This is a genomic window from Armatimonadota bacterium (genome assembly GCA_022563855.1).
Lineage (GTDB): Bacteria > Armatimonadota > Fimbriimonadia > Fimbriimonadales > Fimbriimonadaceae > JADFMN01.
In genome coordinates, this window is sequence record JADFMN010000003.1 from 1 (window position 1) to 21278 (window position 21278).

The following is a 21278-nucleotide window of genomic DNA, read 5'->3' on the forward strand; positions in this document are numbered from 1 at the left end:
GCTCGCGCAGCCGCTCGCTGGCGAGGGGACCGGCGTTGATGATGCCGCCGCCGGTATAGAAAATCGGACGCTTAGCATTCGCCATCAGCTCGATGGCCTCGGCGATGGCGTCGTCGTCACCCTTTGTCGCCGGCGAAATCGCGGAAGCGGGTAGTGATAAGCACCTTGTTCGGGAGTCTGATGTAGGTGTCGATCCATCTGAACACGTCAGGCGGATTCTCAATGGTTTCGAAGTTATCAAACACGAACAGCGTTGGGCCGGCGGCTCCGTTGCTAAGGCAGTCCTGAAAGTAGACTTCTGGCCGAAAACCTGGCTCCGTGCTTTCCGGTGGCTCGAGGAGCGTAACCGCTGCACGCGCGATATCGTTCTGTCTGACTACTCCTGGTGAGACTGGCTTCGGGCCGGACTCGAGGAGATCGATATCGCGCGCACTCATCCAGAGAATCAGATCGTAAGGCGGCGGGTCTAGGTGTGTTATTCCCTCTAGCGCAACGATAGCAAGGCTGGTCTTCCCAATACCTCCCGGCCCAGTGAGTGATACGATGGGGTGCCTGTCAGTCCTCAACAACTCTTCCCGCAGGGCCGTCTCCAGACTCGTCCTGCGCACATAGCCCGTGAGTCCAGGAGGCGGCTTTTGGCGTTTCTGCCAGTCGCCCACTGCCCACTCCCCTAGACCCTAGACCCCAGATCCTTCCTCCTCGCCACTCAAGAACGGCCAGCATCGGCGCGTGGTCGCTGGCGACCGGCTCGTCCAGCACCTCGACGGATACGGCCCTCCACGGATCGCACTTCCGATAAAGGACGTAGTCGATCCGTAGGCGCGGTGAGCTGGAGGGGGAGGTCGGCTGGGCTCCAACCGCATCCACGTCTATCCAACCGCCGGACAGCAACTCTTTCATCGGACGGGAGCCGGGCTTCGCGTTCAGGTCGCCTGCCATGACGACGGTCAAGGTCGCGTTGGCGAACAGCCTGTTCAACATGCCGCACTGCCACAGCCGTGTCTGGTCGCTCTGGTGGCAGAGGTGCGTGCCGACGATGAGCAGCTCGGCCAGGCCGCTGTCGGGCTTCACGCGCGCCGCGAGCGCGGAGCGGGGCTCCTGGCGTTCCTGATAGGGGAGCGCGTGCGCCTCGAAGCTCACGATCGGCCATCGCGACAGAACCGCCTCGCCGTAAGAGCCTCCGTCGTACGGCATCGCTTCGCCGAAGACCACGTGCATCCCGGTCAACTCGCCGAGCACCGCCGCTTGATCGACGCCCGATGAGCGCTCTGTGCCCTTGTCAACCTCCTGAAGCGCGACGAGGTCAGGCTTCACGCTCTTGATCACGCGCGCGATCCGCTCAAGGTCGAACACGCCGTCCTCACCCTGGCCGTGGTGGATGTTGTAGGTGAGCACGCGCAGAGTCGGAGGATCTGGGGCGGTCATCATAGTCACGAAGATCGCGAGGCCGATCATGGCTCCAGGTTACACGGTCTGAGTCCCGAGTGCCGAGTGCTGAATGCTGAATGCTGAATAGGGTCGAGGGTCGAACTACCGAATTCCCGAACCAACCCGAACCTGTGATAAAATGACTAGTACTGTGACCATCCGGGAACGGAACGCGCATCTGTTGAGACGCTTCGCGATGGGAGCGACGCTCGACGAGCTTGCGTTCTATGAAGGCAAGTCGCTCGACGAGGTGCTCGGCCACCTACTCGACTTCGAGAGGGAAGAAACCGCGTTTCCGGTCAGCCCATATTCGTTCTTCCTGAACGCCGACGGAAACCTGAACGGCCAGCCCCAGAGGGCGGTCGCCTGGTGGACGGTCAACATGTGCGTTACCGACCGCCCTGCGCTCGACCGGCTAAACCTCTTCTGGCACGACCACTTCGCCGTCAGCGCGGAAAAGGTGAAGAGCGGCGTCATCATGCTCTACCACCTGGAGACGATGCGCAAGCACGGGCACGGCAAGTTCCGCGATCTGCTCGGCGCGATGACGGTCGATCCTGCGATGCTCGTCTGGCTCGACGGAGCGCAGAACATCAAAGGCACGCCGAACGAGAACTACGGACGCGAACTGCTCGAGTTGTTCACCATGGGCGAGGGGAAGTACACGGAGACAGACGTGCTCGAGGCCTCCCGCGCGCTCACGGGCTGGGGCTACCGGACGCTGTTCGTCCAGGGCCAGGGCAACGAGGAGAACAAGAGGCAGATTTTCGGCGCGGCTCTGAAGGGCCAGCAGCTCGTCGTTCCCGCGTTCAGCAAGTCGCTGTTCGACGACGGAGAGAAGACGATCCTCGGCAAGACCGCGAACTTCGACACGGACTCCTTGCTCGACTTGCTTTGCGAGCGCGATGAGACGGTCGACTACGTCACGACAAAGCTTTGGGAGTTCTACGCCTACGACGATCCCGAGGAAAAAGTTAAGCGGCGGCTCGCCAGGGTTTGGAAAGAGACCGACGGGGACATCAAGTCGCTGCTCGTCGCGATCGCCGCGTCCGACGAGTTTTGGAGCGACAGGTGCGTCCGCAAACGGATCAAGAGCCCCGTGGACTTCGTCATCGCAATCGTTCGGCAGCTCGACCGCAAGGAAGTGTGGCTCGCCGACCGAGAACCGGACGCGCCGATCGACACGCCCGCAGGAAACACGCTGATCTCCACGGGCAACGCGCTCAACACGTTCATGTCGCAGCAGGGGATGGCCCTGCTATATCCGCCCGACGTCGCAGGCTGGAACTGGGGAGAGGGGTGGATCACGACGGCGACGATGCTTGAGCGGATCAAGCTTTCGACGTTGCTCACCGGCCCGAACTCGTCGAACGGCACGCTGGACTCGCTCCGCGAATCGTTCGCGGCGAGCGGCAAGGAAGCGACAGCCGAGTCTATCGTCGACCACGTCATTGAGAAGTTCGACGCTGAGGTTGACGATGAGCGGAAGGCGCTGATAGTCGTGGCGTTCGAGAACGCTGGCGGGGTCTCTGCGATGTCGGACAACGCGGCCGCAAAGCGAGCCCTCACCCCGGTCATCACTGCGCTGTTCGCCATGCCCGAGTTCCACCTTTGCTGAGCGCTGAGCTGGAGGGTGGCGCTCCTGCGACACCGGCTCGGATGCTCACGGGCTATCGCGCCGTTCGCCTTGGCGGGCGACGGGCAACGGGCGACGGGTGCAAGGGTCTAAGGTCCAGGGTCTAGCTCCCGAGCCTCCAAACTTCCGAACCTCGTCCCCCATTCAGCGCTCAGCACTCCACACTCGAGCCACTTCTGCGCGGCCTCGCGTTACCCGACGCGCCTGGGCTACACTGACACAGTGACCGAAATGATCAGGTCTGCGGGGCTGTGCGTCAGCCTGTCCGACTGGCCGCTGTTGTTGAACTATCAGCGACTGTGGTCGAAACCTCTTGCGGAGAACGATGACTTCCTCTCCGTAACGGTGTGGCGGCTCACATCCGACCCCACCGGCTTCATCGCGCTCAACCATTACGCCACCCCCGAGGCGGCTAAGCGAATAGAGGCGGAGGCAGCGAAAAGCGGGCAACTGGTCGACCTGATGGGGTCTTGGGAGGAAGCGCCGGACTTGCGCTTTATCCGCATCGAGGCGCGGGGGGGCCTTGCCCCCGACGAGATTGAGATCAAACAACTCGCGTCGTTCAGCACTCGGGTAGCGGACACCGGCCGAGGAGACGAACTCTCGAGCGAACTCTCTTACATCTTCGAGGAACTGAAACTGATGGACGGCTTCCTGGGGTTCATGCAGGGACGGCTGGAGGGTGTGCCCGAGGAGATCACCAGCGTTGGCTTCTGGAGAACCCAGGAGGCGTTCCAGAGATCGCTGCCGAGCAAGACGCAATACAAAGTTAACCTGTTCGAACGGGTTATCTGAGAGCGATCCTCTCCCGCCGCCTCGCGCAGGCCTACCGCGCCGGGATCAGGCTCACGTAAACCTCGTACCCGTCAACCGTCTCAGCCGGTTGGGAGAACTCTTCGTCCGGCAACCGGCCAATGACGTCCTCAGTCGTGGCTATGCCGGCGTGCAATTCGCCGCAACAGAGGCCGAGTCATGCCGGGAATGGCAGGGCCGTCACTCGCTCTGCGTATCCAGGCGAATGACGGCCCTCTGCTGATCGGGACTCTCGCCGGCCGCTAATAGCCGGCGTCCGATTCCCGCTTCTTCTTTTCTCTTTGCAGTTTTCTGTACTGCGCGTCACGCGCGTTCTTCGTCGCGTAACAGTCTTCGTGTGGGATGTCGGCGTGCGTGCCGCACTTCTTGTAAACGTAGGCGTGGTCTCCGGCGTGGCCCGACCTGAGAAGGCACGTTCCCAGATTGCATTGTTCCGTCCACGTTACGCAGTACTGCCAGCCTTTTCTCGTCTTGGATATCCTCGATATCAACAGGACATGTGTCTGCACGCCGCACCTTGACGAGAATTCGCCGATCTCGCAGACGATCGTGAACGGCGCGGGTGTCTTCCCTGTAAGAACGTCGCTCATCGTGATCGGTCCCTCCATCCGCATTTCTTCTTGCAAGGACCAACCGACGTGCGCCGTGCCCGAGAGACTCACGATCCTAGGCGAACGGTTCACCAACCGCATCTGTATCGGAAAGGCGTCTGCGGACAAGCCCTGAAGGCCTTCGACGGTGGCTGTGATCGTTGTGGACTCGCCGCTCAGCAGCGAGAATTTGCCGACCGACAACTGCACGTTAAGGCGATTGAAGTCATCGCTGGCGATGACGCCGTTCTCAGTCAGTTCGACCCGCGTCGCTCCGGAAGCGCCCGGAGGACAGATGCCTACCGCTTTCCTGGGGGACTCGGCGAGAATCAGCACTTCTCGTCCGCCAATTGTAAGACCGGTGCTGCCGATGTCGCCGTCGAACGGTCCGGAAACCTCGAACGGTTTGCCTGCCTGCCCATACTCCGGCAGGTCGTAATCGCCTGCGGTCGGCTGGCCGGCGTGTCCGGGCCTTGGAGTCGGGTCGGCCGGAATCTGAGCCGTGCCGACGGTTCTCCCGCTTGAGTCCTTCAAAGCGATGTGTACGATGGCGCCAACGATCGGAAGTGTGAACTTGCCGCCGCCGCCCGGTGTCTCGGTGCTCTCCACCTCGACTACATAGCCGCTGAGCTCGCCCATGTTCCGCTGCATTTCATCCGGAGTGTCGCCGCTAGGCTGCGGAATCACCGTGCCGGAAATCGTGTCGCCCGCTGCGGCGTCGTCCGGCAGGTTCACAGTCAGCGTGCCGTAGGCCGTGACGAACGTTGCGGTGTCAAGACCCCAAGAGGAGCCTGTGCTGGCCGTAGTCGGGCTGCCGTAATGTATCGGGCCCTCTCTCACCGTGTCTATCGTCCACCACCACCTCTTTACTTTCGGGTCGGAGCCGTTCCACGAAACGGTGACCGATGCGGTCGCACCTGCGGCGACGGTGCCTTTCGAATGGTCCGTCTTGTTCGAGCCGCTGCCGCTCGTCTTCTTGAACGGCGTGTCAGACTTCACCTTCACGGCCCTTGACCACTCAATGTGCAAGTCGTTGACCGCCACGCCCGTGCTGTTGGTGAAGGTGAACGTGTCTTCGTTGTCCAACAGCGCGTTCGATGCGATCGACTCAACGGAAAAAATTGTGAGTCCTGCGAGGATCATCAAGTACTTCAGCAAATGGTTCATTTTTTCTTAGCCTCCTGTTCCGGCGCCTGGTCCCCGGCTCTCTCGTGCCTGCTGCTGTCGCCTTCGGCCACCCAGCCCCTGCCAGATGCCATGAACAATGCTGCAACTACTGACAGCAGATGGCTTCCTCTTGTTCCAGCGCTTCGAACGCCACTGGGCCCTTGCCGGGTTCACGCCGATTCAGGCCGCCCGTACCCTAAGGACGATGCGTTCGTGGGCTGAGGGTCGAGGGTCTAGGGTCGAACCCCCGAACTCCCGAACTCCCGAACTCCCGAACCCGGTCCCCATTCAGCACTCAGCACTACCAACTCCCACCGCCGCCGCCGCCGAAGCCGCCGCCGGAGAACCCGCCACCGCCGAACCCAGAGCTTCCAGAGCTGGCGCCGTCCGCCCTTAGCGGCATCGAAGCTGCGCTGCCGACCTGGCTGACGATGTGTCCAAGTGCGGCTGCAAAGAGCGACGCGTGGAAGGGCATGCCGTAAGGGTGCTTGTACCACGAAGGAGGCTCGGTCAAGATGTCCTTGAACGCGTCGTTCCACTGTTCGATCAGGTCAAAGGCGACCGCGTACGCAAGGTACTGTTCGTACTTGAGTCCGTCCGGCTGCGTCTCGACGACCCACTTGAGGTAGTTCTCGCGGTGGCGCATCATTTCATAGAACCCCAAGACCTTGCGCCTAGCAGCTGAACCATACCGCGTCCGTTTCGGCATGTGCCAGCCGATCCAGACGGCGGGAACAACGCCGAGAAGACCTCCAACGATCGCCGCCGGAACAACCTGAATGATGGACAGCGAGAACAGCGCGTAGGCAACGCCGCCGCTCAGCGCGAATCCACCAAGGATCCATCCGCTGCGCACGGTCGCCGGGTTTCTGAGGTAGTAGCCGCGTGCGATCGCTTGGTCGTACAAGTCGGTTCTCAACGACTGGATCATCGGCGCGACGTTCTCACGCAGGTCCTTGGTCGTGATCAACTCGCCGCCCCTCTTGATCAGTCGATACAGCCTCGATTCAAGCGCGGGCAATCCACTGGTGTCCGTCTTGTCCGTCAGGCGCAATAGGACTTCGTTCTTCTTGAAGACCGAACCGGTCTCTTTGATTTCGACGAGCAGGAAACCGTTGACTGCCAGCGACATGATGCCCGCGGCTAGGTCGCGCTGGTCGACCCTCTCGTCGATCAACGTGCCGGCTAATGATGCGCTGATGCCGTCAGGCGGTTCGAATTGAACGGGGATGGCTATGTCCTTGACGTCGCGACCGATTCTGTTCCAAATCGGAAGCAGGATCGCAACTACGACGAGCGGGGTGAACAGAGCAAGGTACTCAACTATGCGGGCCAGGAGTTCCTTGTGCCAAGGCAACTTCGGCAGCGCGTCCTGAGGGATGCCAAACACGATGGTCAAGCCGGAGCCGGGATAGATTCGAGAAGACGTACTGCCGGAAAACACTTGTCCTTGCAACGTGATGGCGGTGTTGGCACGGTTGTCTGCGTCGATTGAATTCGCGCCTTCGATAGCGACCGTGTTTGCGGATCCGTACCGGCCGATGAACACCTGCCCGCGTACGTTCTGAATATCCGTTTCGGGAAACTGCAGCCAGAAGCTCGCGGATTCGATCGGCACGTCCCATTCAGTGCCCGTCACGTTCCAGTACAGCTCCGTCCACGGCTCCCACCGGGAGTCGTCGTCGTGCCAGTTGAGCGCGCCGAACACCGTGTACCGAATGACGTAGGTGCGCTGCGTTTCAGCAGGCAGATAAACGTCCGGATTCCCGATCCGTATCTTCAGGTTGTTGCCTTCTCTGCTGATCTTTGTCTGCTGCCTGTTGCCCGCGAGGTCGGTCACGCCTATCACGCGCAGGTGGATCGCCCTCTCTTGGCCTCCGCCGGTGGGGTAGACGACCGGTATCGTCCGGAAGATGCCCCTTCTCGGCTCGTTGAACGTGACGGCGATCGTCTCCTCGACCTCGATCGTCGTGTCCTCGTTCAACCATATCCGGACGTCGAAGCTGTCTATCGAGTAAGGGCCGCTCTGCGCGAGACAGATGCCGCTCAGCGCGACGAACGTAACAAGTGCTAGATCCCGTCTGACCAATTGCATCTCGCTACGACTTTACCTACCGGTCGCAGGGGCACCACGCTCCACGCCGTCTCGGAACAACGGTACTTCTGACCCGTGCTATGATGGGCCTGTGAGAAAAGGAGTCTTTGCCGCAAAGGTGAGCCCTCTTCTGATTGGGCTCGCTTTGACCTCGCTCTGTTACGCCCAGTCTGCCCGTGAAATCGCGGACAGGACGCTTCCTTCTGTCGGACTCGTCACACTGTATGATTCCAACGGCACACCGCTCAGCCTGGGAAGCTGTTTCGTCGTGGACGAAGGGATAGTCGCAACAAACCTGCACGTGATCGAGGGAGGAGCAACGGCGACCGTAACCTTCGGTAATCAGTCGAGAAAACTTAGAGTCGAGTCAGTCCTTGCCGTGGATGAACAAAGAGACCTGGCTTTGCTCAAGGTGAGCACGTCCGGACTCCGGCCCCTGATAGTTGCGGACAGTTCCAACGTCGGGACAGGCGACAGGATCTACGCCGCAGGGAACCCGAGGGGTCTAACGGGAACCTTCAGTGACGGACTTGTCAGCGCTGTCCGCACCATTAGAAAGGGCCTTAGGCTCTTCCAGGTGTCGGCACCCATCTCCCCTGGAAGCAGCGGCGGCCCCATTTTGAACAGTTCGGGCGGGGTTATCGGAGTGGCATCGGCGGGCATCGAAGGCGGTCAGAACCTGAACTTTGCCGTGCCGAGCGAATACGTACTAGCGCTCATGGCGAGCGAAAGAGGCGAAGAGAAAAAGATCAGCAACTTCTCCAAGTCCAAGTCTACGTCATTTGCGGGCAACAGCCGAGAGAAGGCCCTGATTGCTGACAGATTCAAGTGGACCGGAACACATGCCAATCTGGGGTGTACGTTCGTCATTAAGAACACTGGCGAGTTCACTGTCAAAGATGTTGAATGTATCGTTATCTTCTTGGACGAAGATGAGCGGCCGATTCACTTTGTGCGCTACACGTACAAGAACAGCGAAATACCTCCAGGCCTTGAAAGAACAGTTGAATTGCTTCCGAGTGGCGAACTGGTCCAGCAGAACTTTGTCGACTTGCCTGAATCCGTTCGGAAGAGTACACGCTCGGTTCAGTTGCGGATGCTCGATTACAAGATCGTGCGGTAGGTCATGACTGAAAGGCCGATTCGTCGAACCCAGACCCTCCACCCCTCGAGCCGGGAGGGACAGGGACACAAACCCTCGGGACTGAGCTTGAAACCGTCGGCCGCGACCGCCGCGCGCGACGACACCCCCGTGAGTCTACCGGGATTGCTCGCCGCGTTCGAGTCCGGGCCGTCGGGAGTTGTGGCAAGTTTGCCGTAGAGTGCTGTCAATCTGCACAGGAGAGGAATAAAGTGGGTCATCGTCCCTTGATGGCATTGCGCCAGAAACTTCAGCGGTGGCAGGGTCGTTACGCGGTTGACGCGCGATGATGCCAGCCGCCGGGAATCTGTCGCGTTCTTGATCCCTCTCCCCAGGCCCGGGGCCTTATTTCGTGCCGATCTGGGTTGCAGCGACTGTGCCCCGTAGTCGCCGGCAGCCCCGTAGAATTGCGTGGGGAAAAGGCTGTGGAAAACAACGCCAATCTTTGTGTTGCAATGTCGGCGACTTCGTGTATTGTATTCACAAGCGATCGACGAGTTGCAAGACCCAGAGCCAAAGGGCAACCGGAGGCAAAGGGAATTGTGGCGGCGAGATAGCCTTTGGAGCGGACGGCCCAGCCGATGGGGGCTCAGAGTTTCGGCTTTGAGCAATCAAAGGAAGCGTCCGATCTAAGAATGCGAGGATAAGACCCGCAAGGTCGAGGGGCTTCGACTGACCGGGAGGACTTCGAGAAGCAGCCCACTTCGAGGTCAGTGTTCGCAAATCTCGGTTCGCTCTCTTGGCGATGGGCTACTGCGTAGGGCTAGGCTCTTCGGAGTCGAGTCTACGGCGGGACGCGAAATCGGCGTGCAAGCGTTGATGGAGCGAAAAGGATGATCGGTCGGATTTATCCGAGTTGGTTGTCTGCCCGTTAAATTAATGCGCGGAGCGCGCAGGGCGCGTCTGGCAACAGATGTGTCAGGCGTCTGAGTTTGGCGAATCGAGCCTGTTATGGTTCGTTGGGTCGAAGTGAAGAGCCTTCGGGCTCCGAATTAAGACATTATGGTCCGTCAGGGTTCGACTGGGTAGCTGGCTAGCACGGCTGCTCAGCCGAATATATAAAGAAGTAACGGCGTTGAGCGGTTTACCGCGCAACGCCGTTCTTCTCTTTTTTGGAACAAGAATCCGACAGGCCACGTCCAATCAATTGCTGTGCCCGGGGTTGTTTGCAGGGCGCCAGCATATATACTAGATTTGCGACAGGGCAGGTTTGAAAACCGTCGATTGACCTGTACCGCAAATAGAATGTAAAGACGAGGTTCATGATGCATCTTCGAGCAGCAGCGTTCTTAGCGCTAATTTTCGCGACTGGGGTCGCACTGGCTCAGGTCACCTACGGTGAGACAGAGCTGGAATTCGGCTACATCACCAACGCCAAAGGAGAGCGAGTCGATGTCACCGGCACTGTGATCCAATATAGGATCCAACCGATCAAAGCGAGGGAGTTCGGCAGCCCGGGAGCGGACAGGAGCCGTGGCCGCAGACCAAATCCGAGAAGCGGCAGAGGCGGAGGTCTGGAAGAGCCGGCCAGCGCTGATATTGTCGTCTACCAAAACGACACCGGTGACAACGCATACACTCCAAATAACAGCAGTTCGCTGGACGATCTGGTCCTGATACCCGGAAGTGAGAACAAGGCGTGGCGCATTGTATCGTTCGCGGTCAATTTAGGCGACTTCGGCGGCGGCAGAACGGACAAGTTCCTGGTTCGATGGCGCAGCTGGGAAACTCCCGATCCAGGGCAAGGCCCTGGCCAGCCGGCGTTCATCGACGAGCTGTTCGATTTTGGGTTCTACCTTGATCCGTTAGTTGACTTCCCGTCGACGATCGGGGCGTTCGAAGTTACCGTCGATCTGTCGCTTAGTCCAATTGCGATCGTGCCGAATCGCGTGTGCTACTTCGCCCAGCAGTACCGTGAACCGACCTTTCCGGAGGAAGGAGAAGGCCAGTTCGTGACGAACGTAGCGATCATTTTCGCCAGCAACGGCCCTCAGATCGGAACTAGCGAGGATCTGTTCTACTACGACAATCCGCCGGACGGAATCTACGACGAGACGGAGATCGACAACTACGGTCCAGATTTTCCTGGAGCCAATATGTACCTCGAGATAAAGGTCAGCACCTCAGCAACCGATGTGCTCAGGCCGGCCACGTTCCAGTGGTTCCGGGGCAACCCGATATCCGGCAACATCGGCAGCCTTTGGTTTGATGACGACAACTACCTGGTTGGAGAGGCTGGCATCACCTTGAACCAAAGCGAGCCGCCTGCACAGTTGATAGTGGAGACGTTTATCAGCTCCACGACGGTGAGCGGAATCAGGTTCGACGTGACATCCAAAGTTGGAACCGTTGGCCTGAAAATGGACGTCGATCTTTGGAACTACGCGACGAATCGGTGGATCAAAGTCCACAGCGGAATCATCGGAACCTCCGAGTCGACGGTGCTGACATTTGCGCCTGGCAACTTGGCGGACTACATTCACCCGGCGAATCTAACGATGCGATCCAAGGTCAGCTACTTCCAAGTTGGGCCTGCCATCGGATTCCCGTGGACTGTTTTCCTGGAAAAGCTCCAGTGGGTCGTTAACACGTAGCCGGCCAACTGACAGGGCACAAAACGCAAGGCGCCTGCCGAATAAGTTTCGGCAGGCGCCTCTCTTGTACTAGCGCGCTGGATGTGTTCAGCGGCTCTCGATCGGCGTGTACCCGACGTTCTCGGGGCCTTCGTAGATGCACGTCGGTCGGATGAGCCGGTTGTTGTCGAGTTGCTCGATCGCGTGGGCGCTCCAGCCGCTCACGCGCGCGATCACGAAGATCGGCGTGTAGAGCGGGATCGGGATTCCCAGCAGGAAGTAGGCGTAGGCGGCGGGGAAGTCGACGTTCGGGTGGATCCCTTTCTCGTCGAGCATGATCTTCTCGAGCACGTTGGCGATGTCGCCCCACTTGGTGTTGCCCTTGCGCTGGCCGATCTCCTTGGCCATCTTGGACATCATCGGGACGCGGCTGTCGCCCTTCTTGTACTCGCGGTGGCCGAACCCCATGATCTTCTTCTTGGTCGCCAGCGCGTCTCGGATCCACGGCTCGGCGTTCTCGACCGACCCGATCTCCTGGAGCATCTCCATCGCCTTCTCGTTCGCTCCGCCGTGCAGGGAGCCCTTGAGGGTTCCGATGCCGGTCACAATGCCGCTGTAGACGTCGCTCAGGGTCGCAACGGTCACGCGGCAGGCGAAGGTCGAGGCGTTGTACGTGTGCTCCGCGTAGAGCGTCAGGCTTGTGTCCATCGTCTTCACGGTGAAGTCGTCGGACTTCTCGCCGTGGAGCATATAGAGGAAGTTGGCGGCCGTGTCGAGCTCGGGGTCGGGGTCGACAGGCTCTTGGCCGTTCTTGAGACGGTATCCAGCGGCGACGATCGCCGGCGCGGCGGCCATTATCCGGATCGCCTTGCGAACGTTGGCATCGTGGTCGGAGTTCGCGTAGTCCGGGTCGAAAGCGCAGAGCACCGAGTAACCGACCTTTAGCTGGTCCATCGGATGCATGTTCTTCGGCGTGAGCCGCAGCGCGTCGATGACCGCCTTCGGCAATGCGCGACCCTTGGCCAGCTCGGCCTTGAAGTCCGCCAACTCCTGCGCGTTCGGCAGGTGCCCGACGACCAGCAGGTGCGCGGTCTCTTCGAAGCTGCCCTTTTCGGCGAGGTCGTGGACGTTGACGCCTCGGTAGGTCAAGGTGCTGGTGTCGCTGACGATCTTTGAGATCGTCGTGATGCCGGCAATGATCCCCTGCAGGCCGGGGCTGTAGTTCGGATACGCGGTCACGCTCATGGTTCTTCTCGCTGTCGCTGACTTCGTCGTCATTGGGGTTGGTTTCCGTGCCTGGACTGGTCGAGAATCAGGCGTCGGCGACGTCCCCAGCGTCTGATCCGAGTCTACCAGAGGCTTGTTCGGCTCCCAAGTTCAACTAGGGACTATTCGCCCGACCACTCTTTGCCCATCGCGGTGTACTCCTCATAGTCGATCAGCTCGTACAGTTCGTCCCGCGTCGCCATCCGCTCGATCCACCCTTCTTGGGTGCCGGTTTTAAGCAGGTCTTCATAGAAGCTACCGACGGACTTCAGCATTACTCGCAGTGCGGAGACGGGGAAGATCACCATCTGGTAGCCCATTTCGCCGAACCTTGCCGCAGGGATCAGGGGGGTCTTGCCGAACTCGGTCATGTTGGCCAGCAGCGGCACTCCCGGCAGGCCTGCCCGGAACGCCTCAAACTCCTCTTCGCTCGCCAGCCCTTCGGGGAAAACGCCGTCGGCTCCAGCGTCGACGTAGGCCTTCGCCCTGTCGATAGCCACTGGTACGCCCTCGATAGCTGCTGCATCGGTCCGGGCAAGGATCATGAAAGACGAGTCCTTCTTCGCCGAGACCGCTGCACGGATCTTCGAGCACATCCATTCCCTCGCCACGACTGCTTTGCCGTCCAGGTGTCCACACCGCTTCGGCGAAACCTGATCCTCAATATGGATGCCCGCGAGACCGGCCCGCTCGAACTCGATGACGGATCGCACCGCGTTCCACTCTGCCCCGAACCCCGTGTCTGCGTCGCTGATGATCGGCACCGGAGCGACCTGGCACGCCTGCGCGGCGATGCTCGACATCTCTGTCAGAGTCATCAGTCCGATGTCCGGAACCCCGAGCTGGTTGTTCGTCATCGCCCCGCCGCTCAGGTACACGGCTTTCGCTCCCGCCTTGTACGCCGCCAGCGCAGTCATCGCCGAAAACGCGCCCGGCATCACGACGATCTCGTCCTCGAACAACTTGCGCAGCTGTGCACCCGGAGCGTGGAGAGGTGCGTGGATCATATGTGGAATGTACCCGCGCCTGGAAATGCTAGACAGAGATATACTGTTTTCATGGAAGGCCTGATTCCAATCGTCGTTGGGTTTGCCGGTCTTGTGCTCGGCGCTCTAGTCGTTTACTTCGCAGATAAGCGAAGGCTCGAGGACGCAATGGGGATGCTCAATCGGGGAGACGAAGACCTGAAGGCACAGCAGCAAAGGGTCACCGACTTGACGGATGATCTGACAGAATCGACCCAGAAGTGCGGCGTTCTCGAAGGGCAGTTTGAACAGGCGCAGCGGGCCCACAAGGAGAGAGTCGAAGAGCTGAACGACATGAAGAAGTCGGCGACGGACGCCTTCAAGGCCCTTGCCGCGGACGCCCTCAAAGACAACAGGGAGCAGTTCGTCGAGGCCGCAGGAGAGAAGATCGACCCGCTCTCGGAGCAGCTGAAAGAGTACGAGGAACTACTGATCAAGATGCAGGTCGACCACACTGAAAGATCTACTAAGACGCAGGCTAGCGTCAAAAGCCTCGCCGATGAACTCGAGAAGCAGCGAGCCATGGCGACCGATCTCAAATCCCTGCTGAAAGGCCCCACGCAGCGAGGCCGCGTCGGCGAGATGATGCTAGAGGTGATTCTCGAACGCGTCGGTCTCGTCGATGGCAAGCACTACACCATGCAGCAGTCGTCACAGGTCGATGGCCAGACGCGCCGTCCGGACTGCACCGTTTTCATGCCGAACAACGGCCGGGTCGTCATCGACTGCAAGACACCGCTGAACTCCTACCACGACGCGATGGAGGTGGAAAGCGAAGAGGATAGGGCGACGCATTTGAAGCGACACGCCGCCAACGTGCGCCGCGACATCGACGCGTTGAACAGCAAGCAGTACCGAGACGAAGCCGTCGGAAACTCGTTGGTCGTGATGTACCTGCCGATCGAGGCTTCGCTTGCAGCCGCGCTGTACCACGACACCGAGATCATGGACTACGGGCTGGAGCGGAACGTTGTTCTCTCGTCTCCGACGATGCTGTTCGCCCTGTTGCAGACGATCGCCCTGGGCTGGCAGCAGGAGCAGCTTCGGAAGAACTCGGCTGAGGTAGCGTCGCTTGGCACCGAACTGATCACGCGGCTTGCGACGGTGGCGGACCACCTAAGAAAGCTCAAGGGCGGTCTGACCAGCGCCGTGGACGGATATAACAGTGCGATCGGGTCGATAGATTCCCGCCTCTTTGCGACGGCGCGGAAGTTTCAGAAGCTGGGCGTTCCAGGCGACACGAGCGAACTCAGATTAGGAGAAGTCAGCGATGACCTGCGCGATTTCAACAAAGACGAGCTGACATCGCCCCCTGACCGGGCGGCCATTGAAGCGTTGACGCCTCTGGATGATGACGAGGCCGAAGGCGAACAGCCTGAACTCGCCGAACTGACTGACTGAGTTGAAATCACAGTTGGAGCCGGGTGGCTCGCTCTAACAACGTGCGGCCTGAGGCGAGACGGTTCATACTCCCAAGTAACCTGCAGTCGCTCGGTTCGTCCGACCATGTGGGGAGGGCGAGGAGAGGAACATGATTGTCTTATCAGCTTTGCTGTGTGGCGCTTTCGTTGGGGACGAACTTCCAGAGCTTTCGTCAAGGATCGTCGAGGCCAACATCTTCAGGAACGGAACGATGTCCGTCGTCCGAGAGGTGTACATTCCGCCGGGAGGCGGCGTCTATAAGCTGGACGTTGTGCCCGACGCGGCCTCAGGGACGTTCTGGTACGAGATCGACGGAGACGGCCAGGTCAACAGCCTCCGGACGAAATGGTCTGAAAACGTCACCAGGCAGGAGGTTCAGCTTTTCGCTGTCGGTGACATCCTGATCGAGAACGTTGGGAATCAGGTCTCGCTCTCCTACCGCGACCCGAACAACAGGCTCCAGAAGCTGCGAGGGGAGGTCCGCTACGTTTCGCCAGCCGCGCTCGGCACCGTCATCATCGATAGGGGCGGAGGAAAGCTCACCATCATCAGCGTGACCCAGGTCGTCGAGCTGGACGTGAAGGGGCTCGACCTCGTCGGCGAGGTCGTTCTCACCGAAGACGGTGCCGAACTTGTGGTCGACGTGAGCACGGAGAACGGTTGCACGCTGCTCCTCTCATCGATCGAAACGGGTGCGACCTGGGCGCCGAGCTACAGGGTGACGCTCAGCGGCGAGCGGTGTACGATCGACATGAAGACGCAAGTGGCCGTAGGCCCGAGAGAGTTTGACGACACGAGAGTGGGGCTGATCGCCGGTAGACCGGGCTTCCCGAGTGCGCCGGTCGCGGATCTCGCGAGCGGGCTCGCCCCGCTGGTCGATTTCATCGCTGGCGTCAGGATGCCGCGGTACCGGCCTGGCGCGGAGCGGGACCCGTTCGACGCGCTCAAGCAACAGTATACGAACCAAGGTCGTCCTGGTGCCATGCCGGGCTACCAGTACGCTGACGCGCTCTATCGCCCAGTGATGGCATTTGCAAGCTCTGTTTTTGCTGGGGTACGCCCCGGCGGCTATAGCCCGGGCGGCGTCGACAATCCGTACTACTACCCTTCGTCGAATGTATACCGAGACCCGAACCAGCCGGTGCCGCTGAACCGCGTCGAAGACCTTTTCCGCATCGACGTCGGCCTGTTGACGTTGGAGCGCGGCGAGCGGCTGACGCGCAGTTACCGTTCGGTCGAAGGCGACGCGAGGCACCTATACCGCTGGACGGTGCGCGACTACATCACTCGATCGAACGTGCAGAGGGGCGCGGTTCTGGACGAGGTCGAGCACCTGATCCGGCTGACCAGCGACGAGCCGTTCGTTATGCCTGACGGAGACTGCCTCGTCATGAAGGACGGGCTGCCTCTTGCAAAGTCGGAGATGCCGTTCACCGCTGCCGGGCAAAAGGCGAGCGTCGTTCTCGGAGCGGCCGTCGATATCCCGGTCACCCACGTCCTGCAGGAGATCGAGCGCGAGCGCATAGATTCTCGCAACACAGAGTGGTTCGGGTGGAGCCACACAAAATACACGCGAGAGGCGCACTTCAAGATCGTCAACACGCGCAAGGAGGCGATCGAGTTTGAACTGGTCTATGAAATCATCGCCGACCTGGTCGACGCAAACCCGGACGAGACGGAGACGATCCGACTGGTCTACCCGTACAGCGGGTCGTCCCGCTATCACAACCCGTCGAGGAACACCTGGCGCTTCACGATTGAGCCAGGCGAAGAGAAGATTCTCATCGTCAAGCACATCCGGCGTGAATAGAGGTCGCTCGTCACCGCCCGTCCGAGCAAATGGGCGGGCGGTGACGGTCTTCCTGGTCTAAACTCTGGGCGATGAACCAGACGCTGCAGAGGTGGCTGAAGACCAACATCCAGGAGCTCCACGACAAGAACCTGTACAAGACCCCGCGGGTGCTCGAGTCGCCAGCACGCGGGCGGGTGCGGATGGACGGCAAGGACGTCATCAACTTTTCGAGCAACAACTACCTCGGCCTCGCCGACCACCCGAAGGTCAAGCAAGCCATGGTCGATGCGGTCGAGCGGTGGGGCGTCGGCGCGGGGGCTGTGCGGTGGATCGGCGGCACGATGCAGGTCCACGACGAGCTCGAGGAGCGTCTGGCTAAGTTCAAAAACGTCGAAGCGGTGCTGGTCTTCACGAGCGGGTTCACGGCGAACAGCGGCTGCATCCCAGCGGTGCTGTCGAAGAAAGACGTGGTGATCAGCGACGCGCTGAACCACGCCTCGATCATCGACGGCGTTCGTTTGTCCTCCGCCAAATACCGCAAGTCCGAGGGGTACGTCTACGACCACAAGGACATGGGGATGCTCGAAGACATCCTGACCAAGACGCAGGAGTTCGAGAAGCGCATGATCATCACCGACGGCGTATTCAGCATGGACGGCGACATCGCGCCGTTGCCTGCGATCGTCGAACTGGCGGAGAAGTACGACGCGTTCGTGATGGTCGACGACGCGCACGCTAGCGGGGTGCTCGGGAAGAACGGCGCGGGCTCGACCTCGCATTTCGATCTGTACGGCCGCGTCGATATCCAGCTTGGTACTCTGTCGAAAGCGATTGGCGTGGTCGGCGGTTACATCGCCGGGTCAGGTTCATTGAAGGAGTGGCTGATCAACCGCGGCCGTCCGTACCTCTTCAGCACCGCGCACCCGCCAGCGATCGCCGCCGCGCTCATCGCTGCGCTCGACGTGATGGAGAACGATCCCGAGCCGATGAAGCGGCTTTGGGAGAACGCGAAGTGGTGGAAGAGCGCGCTGCAAGAAGCGGGGTTCGACACGATGGGCACCGAGACGCCGATCACGCCGGTGTTCGTCGGCGACGAGGGCGACGCGCAGCAGATGGAGAAAATGCTGTTCGACGAGGGCGTCTACGCGCTCTCGATCGGCTACCCGACCGTCGCCCTCGGCAAAGCCCGCATCCGCACCATGCCCAGCGCCGCCCACACCCAAGAAGACCTCGAGGAGGCGCTGCAAGCGTTCATCCGCGTGCGCGACAAGCTCGGGGTGAAGGCTTGAACAAGATAGGTCCTACAAGTCACATACGACCGATAGGACCTATCCTCCGAAGTATTCAGCAGCTACCGATCGCGTCGTCTTCCGACGTGAATCGAATCGTGCCGCGCCCAACCGGCGAAGTCGAAGGATATCCTTGAGTCGCGCGCCTGGAATTGCAGTTCCATCATGTCGACTACCCGGCGATGATGGCCGTCGCCGATCTCGACGTTGTCGCGGACGTGGACGCGCAGGCCTCCTCGGAACCGGTGGGTACCGTCTCGGGTCGTAACCTCAAACACCGCCGGGCCGGAGAACCAGGCCTCGTGCCGGCCGAGCCGGAGGTGGTTGATGTGAAAGCTGACGATGTGCACCTTGCCGCGATCCCGGATGTGGACTCCGAATCGGAAGCGGCCCTCTGCACGATGGTCGGCCGTCTGAGTCACGTGAAACGCGAACCGAGCGTCGATGTCGTGCCGCCCATGGAGAACCCCCTCGCCGACTGCGAAGTTCGTCCATTGCTCTGACGAGGCCGTTCTGATCTGCGCCGAACCCAAGCATGCGGCAAGAACTGCCAATAAAACCAAGAAAAGTCGTGTGTTCCTCATATCGCTCCTCACGAAACGCGCTCAAGAACTCCTGTTCTGTTAGACGGCGGCAACGGGCAAAGGTTCATAGACCAGCATTCTCCGTCCGACAGCATTGGCCTGCGAGGCTATGAGCTTTGTGCGAAGAGAGCCGACTAGATACGTCCTATAAGACCTATATGACCTATTCTAGCTCGAACATCGCAGCGTTAAGACCCCTGCACGAGCTTCGCGCGGACGGCCTTCATCGCGGCCTCCGTGCGGCTGTTGACCTGCAACGCCTTCAGGATGTTGCTCACGTGGTTCTTGACCGTCTTCTCGGCGATCGAGAGGTGGTTGGCGATCTCCTTGTTCCGCATGCCCTTCGCGATCAGCTCGAGGATCTCCGTCTCGCGGTCGCTGAGCACGTACAGCTCGGTGTCGTCCGTCTCGTCGTCGTCTTTGACTCGCCTGAAGTCGATGATCACCTTGGCAGCGATCTTGGGCGTCACCTTGGCCTCGCCGCGGTGCGCCAGCCGGATCGCATCGACCACGTCTTGCGGCGACGAGGTCTTGAGAAGGTAGCCCAGCGCGCCGGCGCGGAACGCCTCGAACACCGTGTCGTCCTCTTCGCTGACGGTCAGGACGACGATCTGGGTGTCCTTCTCCATCTTCACGATCCGCCGCATGAGCTCCATTCCGTCCATGCGGGGCATGTTGATATCTGTGAGGAGAACGTTCGGAGCCTGCTTCTCACAGGCCTCCCACGCCTCCTGGCCGTCTCCGCAGACGGCTTGAACCTCGCACTCCGGCATGAGGGTCAGCGCTCGCTGGATGGCGCTGCGGAACGCAGGCTCATCCTCGGCGATGACGACTCGGATCGTGGACGACATATCCGGGATTATACTTGCACGACCTGCGAATTGGAGCCGTCGAGTCATAATCTGGTGTTATGGCCCTGCTGTCAGTGCGCGACCTGAACGTTCATATTCAGGACGCACATATCTTGAGGGGCGTCTCGTTCGACGTTGAACCTGGGGACACGCTCGGCGTAGTCGGGGAATCGGGCTGCGGCAAGTCGATGACCGGGTTGACTTTGATGGGGATGCTGCCGCGCACGGCCCGAATCACGAAAGGAAGCGTCGAGTTCGGCGGCCGCGACCTCACGTCGATCTCGAAGAAGGAGTGGCTGAAGATTCGCGGCCAGGAGATCTCGATGGTCATGCAGGACCCGTTCACCAGCCTCAACCCGATGATGAGGGTCGGCGACCAGATCGCGGAGGTGTTCCGGCTGCACCACGGTCAGCGTCGGAAAGAGGCGCGGGCAAACGCGCTAGAGATGCTCAAGAAGGTCGGCGTTCCGGCGCCAGAGGATTCATACCGCAAGTTCCAGCATCAGATGAGCGGCGGGCAGCGTCAACGAATCGTCATCGCGATCGCGTTCGCGAGCAAGCCGAAACTGCTCATCGCAGACGAGCCGACGACCGCGCTGGACGTAACGCTGCAAGCGCAAATCCTGCACCTGCTGCGAGACTTGCAGAAACAGGAGAACACCGCCGTAATCCTGATTTCGCACGACATCGGGGTGATCGGCTGTCTCGCCACGAACATCGCGGTCTACTACGCCGGTCGGGTCGTAGAGTTCGGGCGGGCGGAAGCGGTGCTGAAATCGCCGGTCCATCCGTATACGCAGGCTTTGCTCGCGGCTCTTCCGCGCGTCGGCCAGGAGCGTCTTGCGTCGATCGGCGGCCAGCCGCCGAATCTAGCGAAGCTCCCGCCTGGCTGCTCGTTCGCTCCGCGGTGCCCCAAGCGATTCGACGCGTGCAAAGTCGAGCCAGGCTTGCTGGCGCTTGGGCAGGAGCGGCTGTCAGCTTGTTGGCTGGCTCAGGCAGACAGCGCTACTCCCCCAGCAGAGAGTTGAACACCGTGTCGAGGTGCCTCTGCGGTTCGAACTTGTCTTCGAGCATGTGCGACGCGATCCCCATCCCGAAGAGCGTCGCCATCAGCAACTCGGCGTCGGCGTACGGTGAATCCGCTTTCAGGGCATCGGCTGCTTTTGCCTTGGTCAACTGCTCTTCGATGAACCCCTTCCACTCGTCCCAGATCGAGCCGAGCTTCGCGCGAATCTGAGGATACTCGATCCCGGCGACGTAAAGCCCGGCCAGCACCTTCACAAACCGACTCTGCGGCCTACAGTACGCCTCGGCGAGGGCGATCTCGTTTTCGATCTTCTGCCTGTGCCCTCGCGCGCCTTTTTGGAACTGCACGCGATCCCGAATGAGCTGGTGCAGCGCGTATTCGGCGACCGCAACCAAAAGGTCGATGCGCCGAGCAAAGTAGTAGTGCACTGTAGCGTGGTTGATGCCGAGCTTGGCGGCGACCGTCCGGGCGTGGAGAGCCTCCAGCCCCTCGTTCCCCAAGATGTCGTAAGCGGCCTGTCGGATTTGCTCGTCGCGGTTCACCGCTCTATTCTAACCAGGTGGTTTGCAAGAATGCTAG

General features: G+C 60.5%; 17 protein-coding genes. 8 read left to right on the top strand and 9 right to left on the bottom strand.

Annotated elements, in window-relative coordinates; genetic code table 11:
* Positions 1-116: 116 nt before the first annotated feature.
* Positions 117-437: a hypothetical protein gene (locus tag IH944_04220; protein ID MCH7903756.1), complete on the bottom strand. Its 321-nt coding sequence runs from the start codon at positions 435-437 to the stop codon at positions 117-119.
* 118 nt (positions 438-555) lie between these two features.
* On the bottom strand, positions 556-1455 hold the full coding sequence (locus IH944_04225; protein MCH7903757.1) for an endonuclease/exonuclease/phosphatase family protein: 900 nt from the start codon (positions 1453-1455) through the stop codon (positions 556-558).
* 124 nt (positions 1456-1579) lie between these two features.
* On the opposite strand from IH944_04225, the gene IH944_04230 reads away from it, so the two are divergent.
* A complete protein-coding gene (locus IH944_04230; GenBank protein ID MCH7903758.1) occupies positions 1580-3046 on the top strand; it encodes a DUF1800 domain-containing protein in 1467 nt (488 codons plus the stop codon).
* 240 nt (positions 3047-3286) lie between these two features.
* Complete coding sequence (locus IH944_04235; GenBank protein MCH7903759.1) at positions 3287-3859, top strand: hypothetical protein; 573 nt, start codon at positions 3287-3289, stop codon at positions 3857-3859.
* A 260-nt stretch (positions 3860-4119) separates the two neighbouring features.
* Here the strand turns inward: IH944_04235 and IH944_04240 are convergent, their stop codons facing one another.
* Both IH944_04240 and IH944_04245 read right to left on the bottom strand, forming a co-directional pair.
* A complete protein-coding gene (locus tag IH944_04240; GenBank protein ID MCH7903760.1) occupies positions 4120-5634 on the bottom strand; it encodes a hypothetical protein in 1515 nt (504 codons plus the stop codon).
* Positions 5635-5935: 301 nt separating this feature from the next.
* Positions 5936-7729, bottom strand: a complete 1794-nt coding sequence (locus IH944_04245; GenBank protein MCH7903761.1) for a DUF2207 domain-containing protein — start codon at positions 7727-7729, stop codon at positions 5936-5938.
* Between the two features lie 91 nt (positions 7730-7820).
* On the opposite strand from IH944_04245, the gene IH944_04250 reads away from it, so the two are divergent.
* Together IH944_04250 and IH944_04255 are read left to right on the top strand one after the other, a co-directional pair.
* Positions 7821-8852 (top strand): serine protease, encoded by a 1032-nt coding sequence (locus tag IH944_04250; GenBank protein ID MCH7903762.1) that lies wholly within the window; start codon positions 7821-7823, stop codon positions 8850-8852.
* A gap of 1280 nt (positions 8853-10132) precedes the next feature.
* Positions 10133-11464: a hypothetical protein gene (locus tag IH944_04255; protein ID MCH7903763.1), complete on the top strand. Its 1332-nt coding sequence runs from the start codon at positions 10133-10135 to the stop codon at positions 11462-11464.
* A gap of 87 nt (positions 11465-11551) precedes the next feature.
* Here the strand turns inward: IH944_04255 and IH944_04260 are convergent, their stop codons facing one another.
* Both IH944_04260 and prpB read right to left on the bottom strand, forming a co-directional pair.
* Positions 11552-12688 carry a citrate synthase gene (locus IH944_04260; protein MCH7903764.1) on the bottom strand — a complete coding sequence of 379 codons (1137 nt, stop codon included), beginning with the start codon at positions 12686-12688 and terminating at the stop codon, positions 11552-11554.
* Positions 12689-12831: 143 nt separating this feature from the next.
* A complete protein-coding gene (gene prpB / locus IH944_04265; GenBank protein ID MCH7903765.1) occupies positions 12832-13716 on the bottom strand; it encodes a methylisocitrate lyase in 885 nt (294 codons plus the stop codon).
* A gap of 51 nt (positions 13717-13767) precedes the next feature.
* Here prpB and rmuC point away from each other — a divergent pair, with 51 nt between their 5' ends.
* From rmuC to IH944_04280, 3 genes are all read left to right on the top strand, one after another.
* Entirely contained in the window at positions 13768-15135 is a 1368-nt protein-coding gene (rmuC, locus tag IH944_04270; GenBank protein MCH7903766.1) for a DNA recombination protein RmuC, read from the top strand.
* 130 nt (positions 15136-15265) lie between these two features.
* Positions 15266-16966: a hypothetical protein gene (locus IH944_04275; protein ID MCH7903767.1), complete on the top strand. Its 1701-nt coding sequence runs from the start codon at positions 15266-15268 to the stop codon at positions 16964-16966.
* Positions 16967-17037: 71 nt separating this feature from the next.
* On the top strand, positions 17038-18237 hold the full coding sequence (locus IH944_04280; protein ID MCH7903768.1) for a glycine C-acetyltransferase: 1200 nt from the start codon (positions 17038-17040) through the stop codon (positions 18235-18237).
* Between the two features lie 62 nt (positions 18238-18299).
* Here the strand turns inward: IH944_04280 and IH944_04285 are convergent, their stop codons facing one another.
* Together IH944_04285 and IH944_04290 are read right to left on the bottom strand one after the other, a co-directional pair.
* Positions 18300-18821 (bottom strand): hypothetical protein, encoded by a 522-nt coding sequence (locus IH944_04285; GenBank protein ID MCH7903769.1) that lies wholly within the window; start codon positions 18819-18821, stop codon positions 18300-18302.
* A gap of 188 nt (positions 18822-19009) precedes the next feature.
* On the bottom strand, positions 19010-19672 hold the full coding sequence (locus IH944_04290; GenBank protein MCH7903770.1) for a response regulator transcription factor: 663 nt from the start codon (positions 19670-19672) through the stop codon (positions 19010-19012).
* Positions 19673-19731: 59 nt separating this feature from the next.
* Here IH944_04290 and IH944_04295 point away from each other — a divergent pair, with 59 nt between their 5' ends.
* Positions 19732-20700 carry an ABC transporter ATP-binding protein gene (locus IH944_04295; protein ID MCH7903771.1) on the top strand — a complete coding sequence of 323 codons (969 nt, stop codon included), beginning with the start codon at positions 19732-19734 and terminating at the stop codon, positions 20698-20700.
* Here IH944_04295 and IH944_04300 read toward each other — a convergent pair.
* Positions 20678-21241, bottom strand: coding sequence for a TetR/AcrR family transcriptional regulator (locus IH944_04300; GenBank protein ID MCH7903772.1), 564 nt, complete (start codon positions 21239-21241; stop codon positions 20678-20680). The genes IH944_04295 and IH944_04300 overlap by 23 nt on opposite strands.
* Positions 21242-21278 lie beyond the last annotated feature (37 nt).

What these genes read in the sequence shown, in the direction of transcription:
- IH944_04295 (MCH7903771.1), top strand. Translation starts at nt 19,732, where the DNA reads ATGGCCCTGCTGTCAGTGCGCGACCTGAACGTTCATATTCAGGACGCA.
- rmuC (MCH7903766.1), top strand. Translation starts at nt 13,768, where the DNA reads ATGGAAGGCCTGATTCCAATCGTCGTTGGGTTTGCCGGTCTTGTGCTC.
- IH944_04280 (MCH7903768.1), top strand. Translation starts at nt 17,038, where the DNA reads ATGAACCAGACGCTGCAGAGGTGGCTGAAGACCAACATCCAGGAGCTC.
- IH944_04285 (MCH7903769.1), bottom strand. Translation starts at nt 18,821, where the DNA reads ATGAGGAACACACGACTTTTCTTGGTTTTATTGGCAGTTCTTGCCGCA.
- IH944_04255 (MCH7903763.1), top strand. Translation starts at nt 10,133, where the DNA reads ATGATGCATCTTCGAGCAGCAGCGTTCTTAGCGCTAATTTTCGCGACT.
- IH944_04275 (MCH7903767.1), top strand. Translation starts at nt 15,266, where the DNA reads ATGATTGTCTTATCAGCTTTGCTGTGTGGCGCTTTCGTTGGGGACGAA.
- IH944_04290 (MCH7903770.1), bottom strand. Translation starts at nt 19,672, where the DNA reads ATGTCGTCCACGATCCGAGTCGTCATCGCCGAGGATGAGCCTGCGTTC.
- IH944_04220 (MCH7903756.1), bottom strand. Translation starts at nt 437, where the DNA reads ATGAGTGCGCGCGATATCGATCTCCTCGAGTCCGGCCCGAAGCCAGTC.
- IH944_04260 (MCH7903764.1), bottom strand. Translation starts at nt 12,688, where the DNA reads ATGAGCGTGACCGCGTATCCGAACTACAGCCCCGGCCTGCAGGGGATC.
- IH944_04225 (MCH7903757.1), bottom strand. Translation starts at nt 1,455, where the DNA reads ATGATCGGCCTCGCGATCTTCGTGACTATGATGACCGCCCCAGATCCT.
- IH944_04240 (MCH7903760.1), bottom strand. Translation starts at nt 5,634, where the DNA reads ATGAACCATTTGCTGAAGTACTTGATGATCCTCGCAGGACTCACAATT.
- IH944_04245 (MCH7903761.1), bottom strand. Translation starts at nt 7,729, where the DNA reads ATGCAATTGGTCAGACGGGATCTAGCACTTGTTACGTTCGTCGCGCTG.
- prpB (MCH7903765.1), bottom strand. Translation starts at nt 13,716, where the DNA reads ATGATCCACGCACCTCTCCACGCTCCGGGTGCACAGCTGCGCAAGTTG.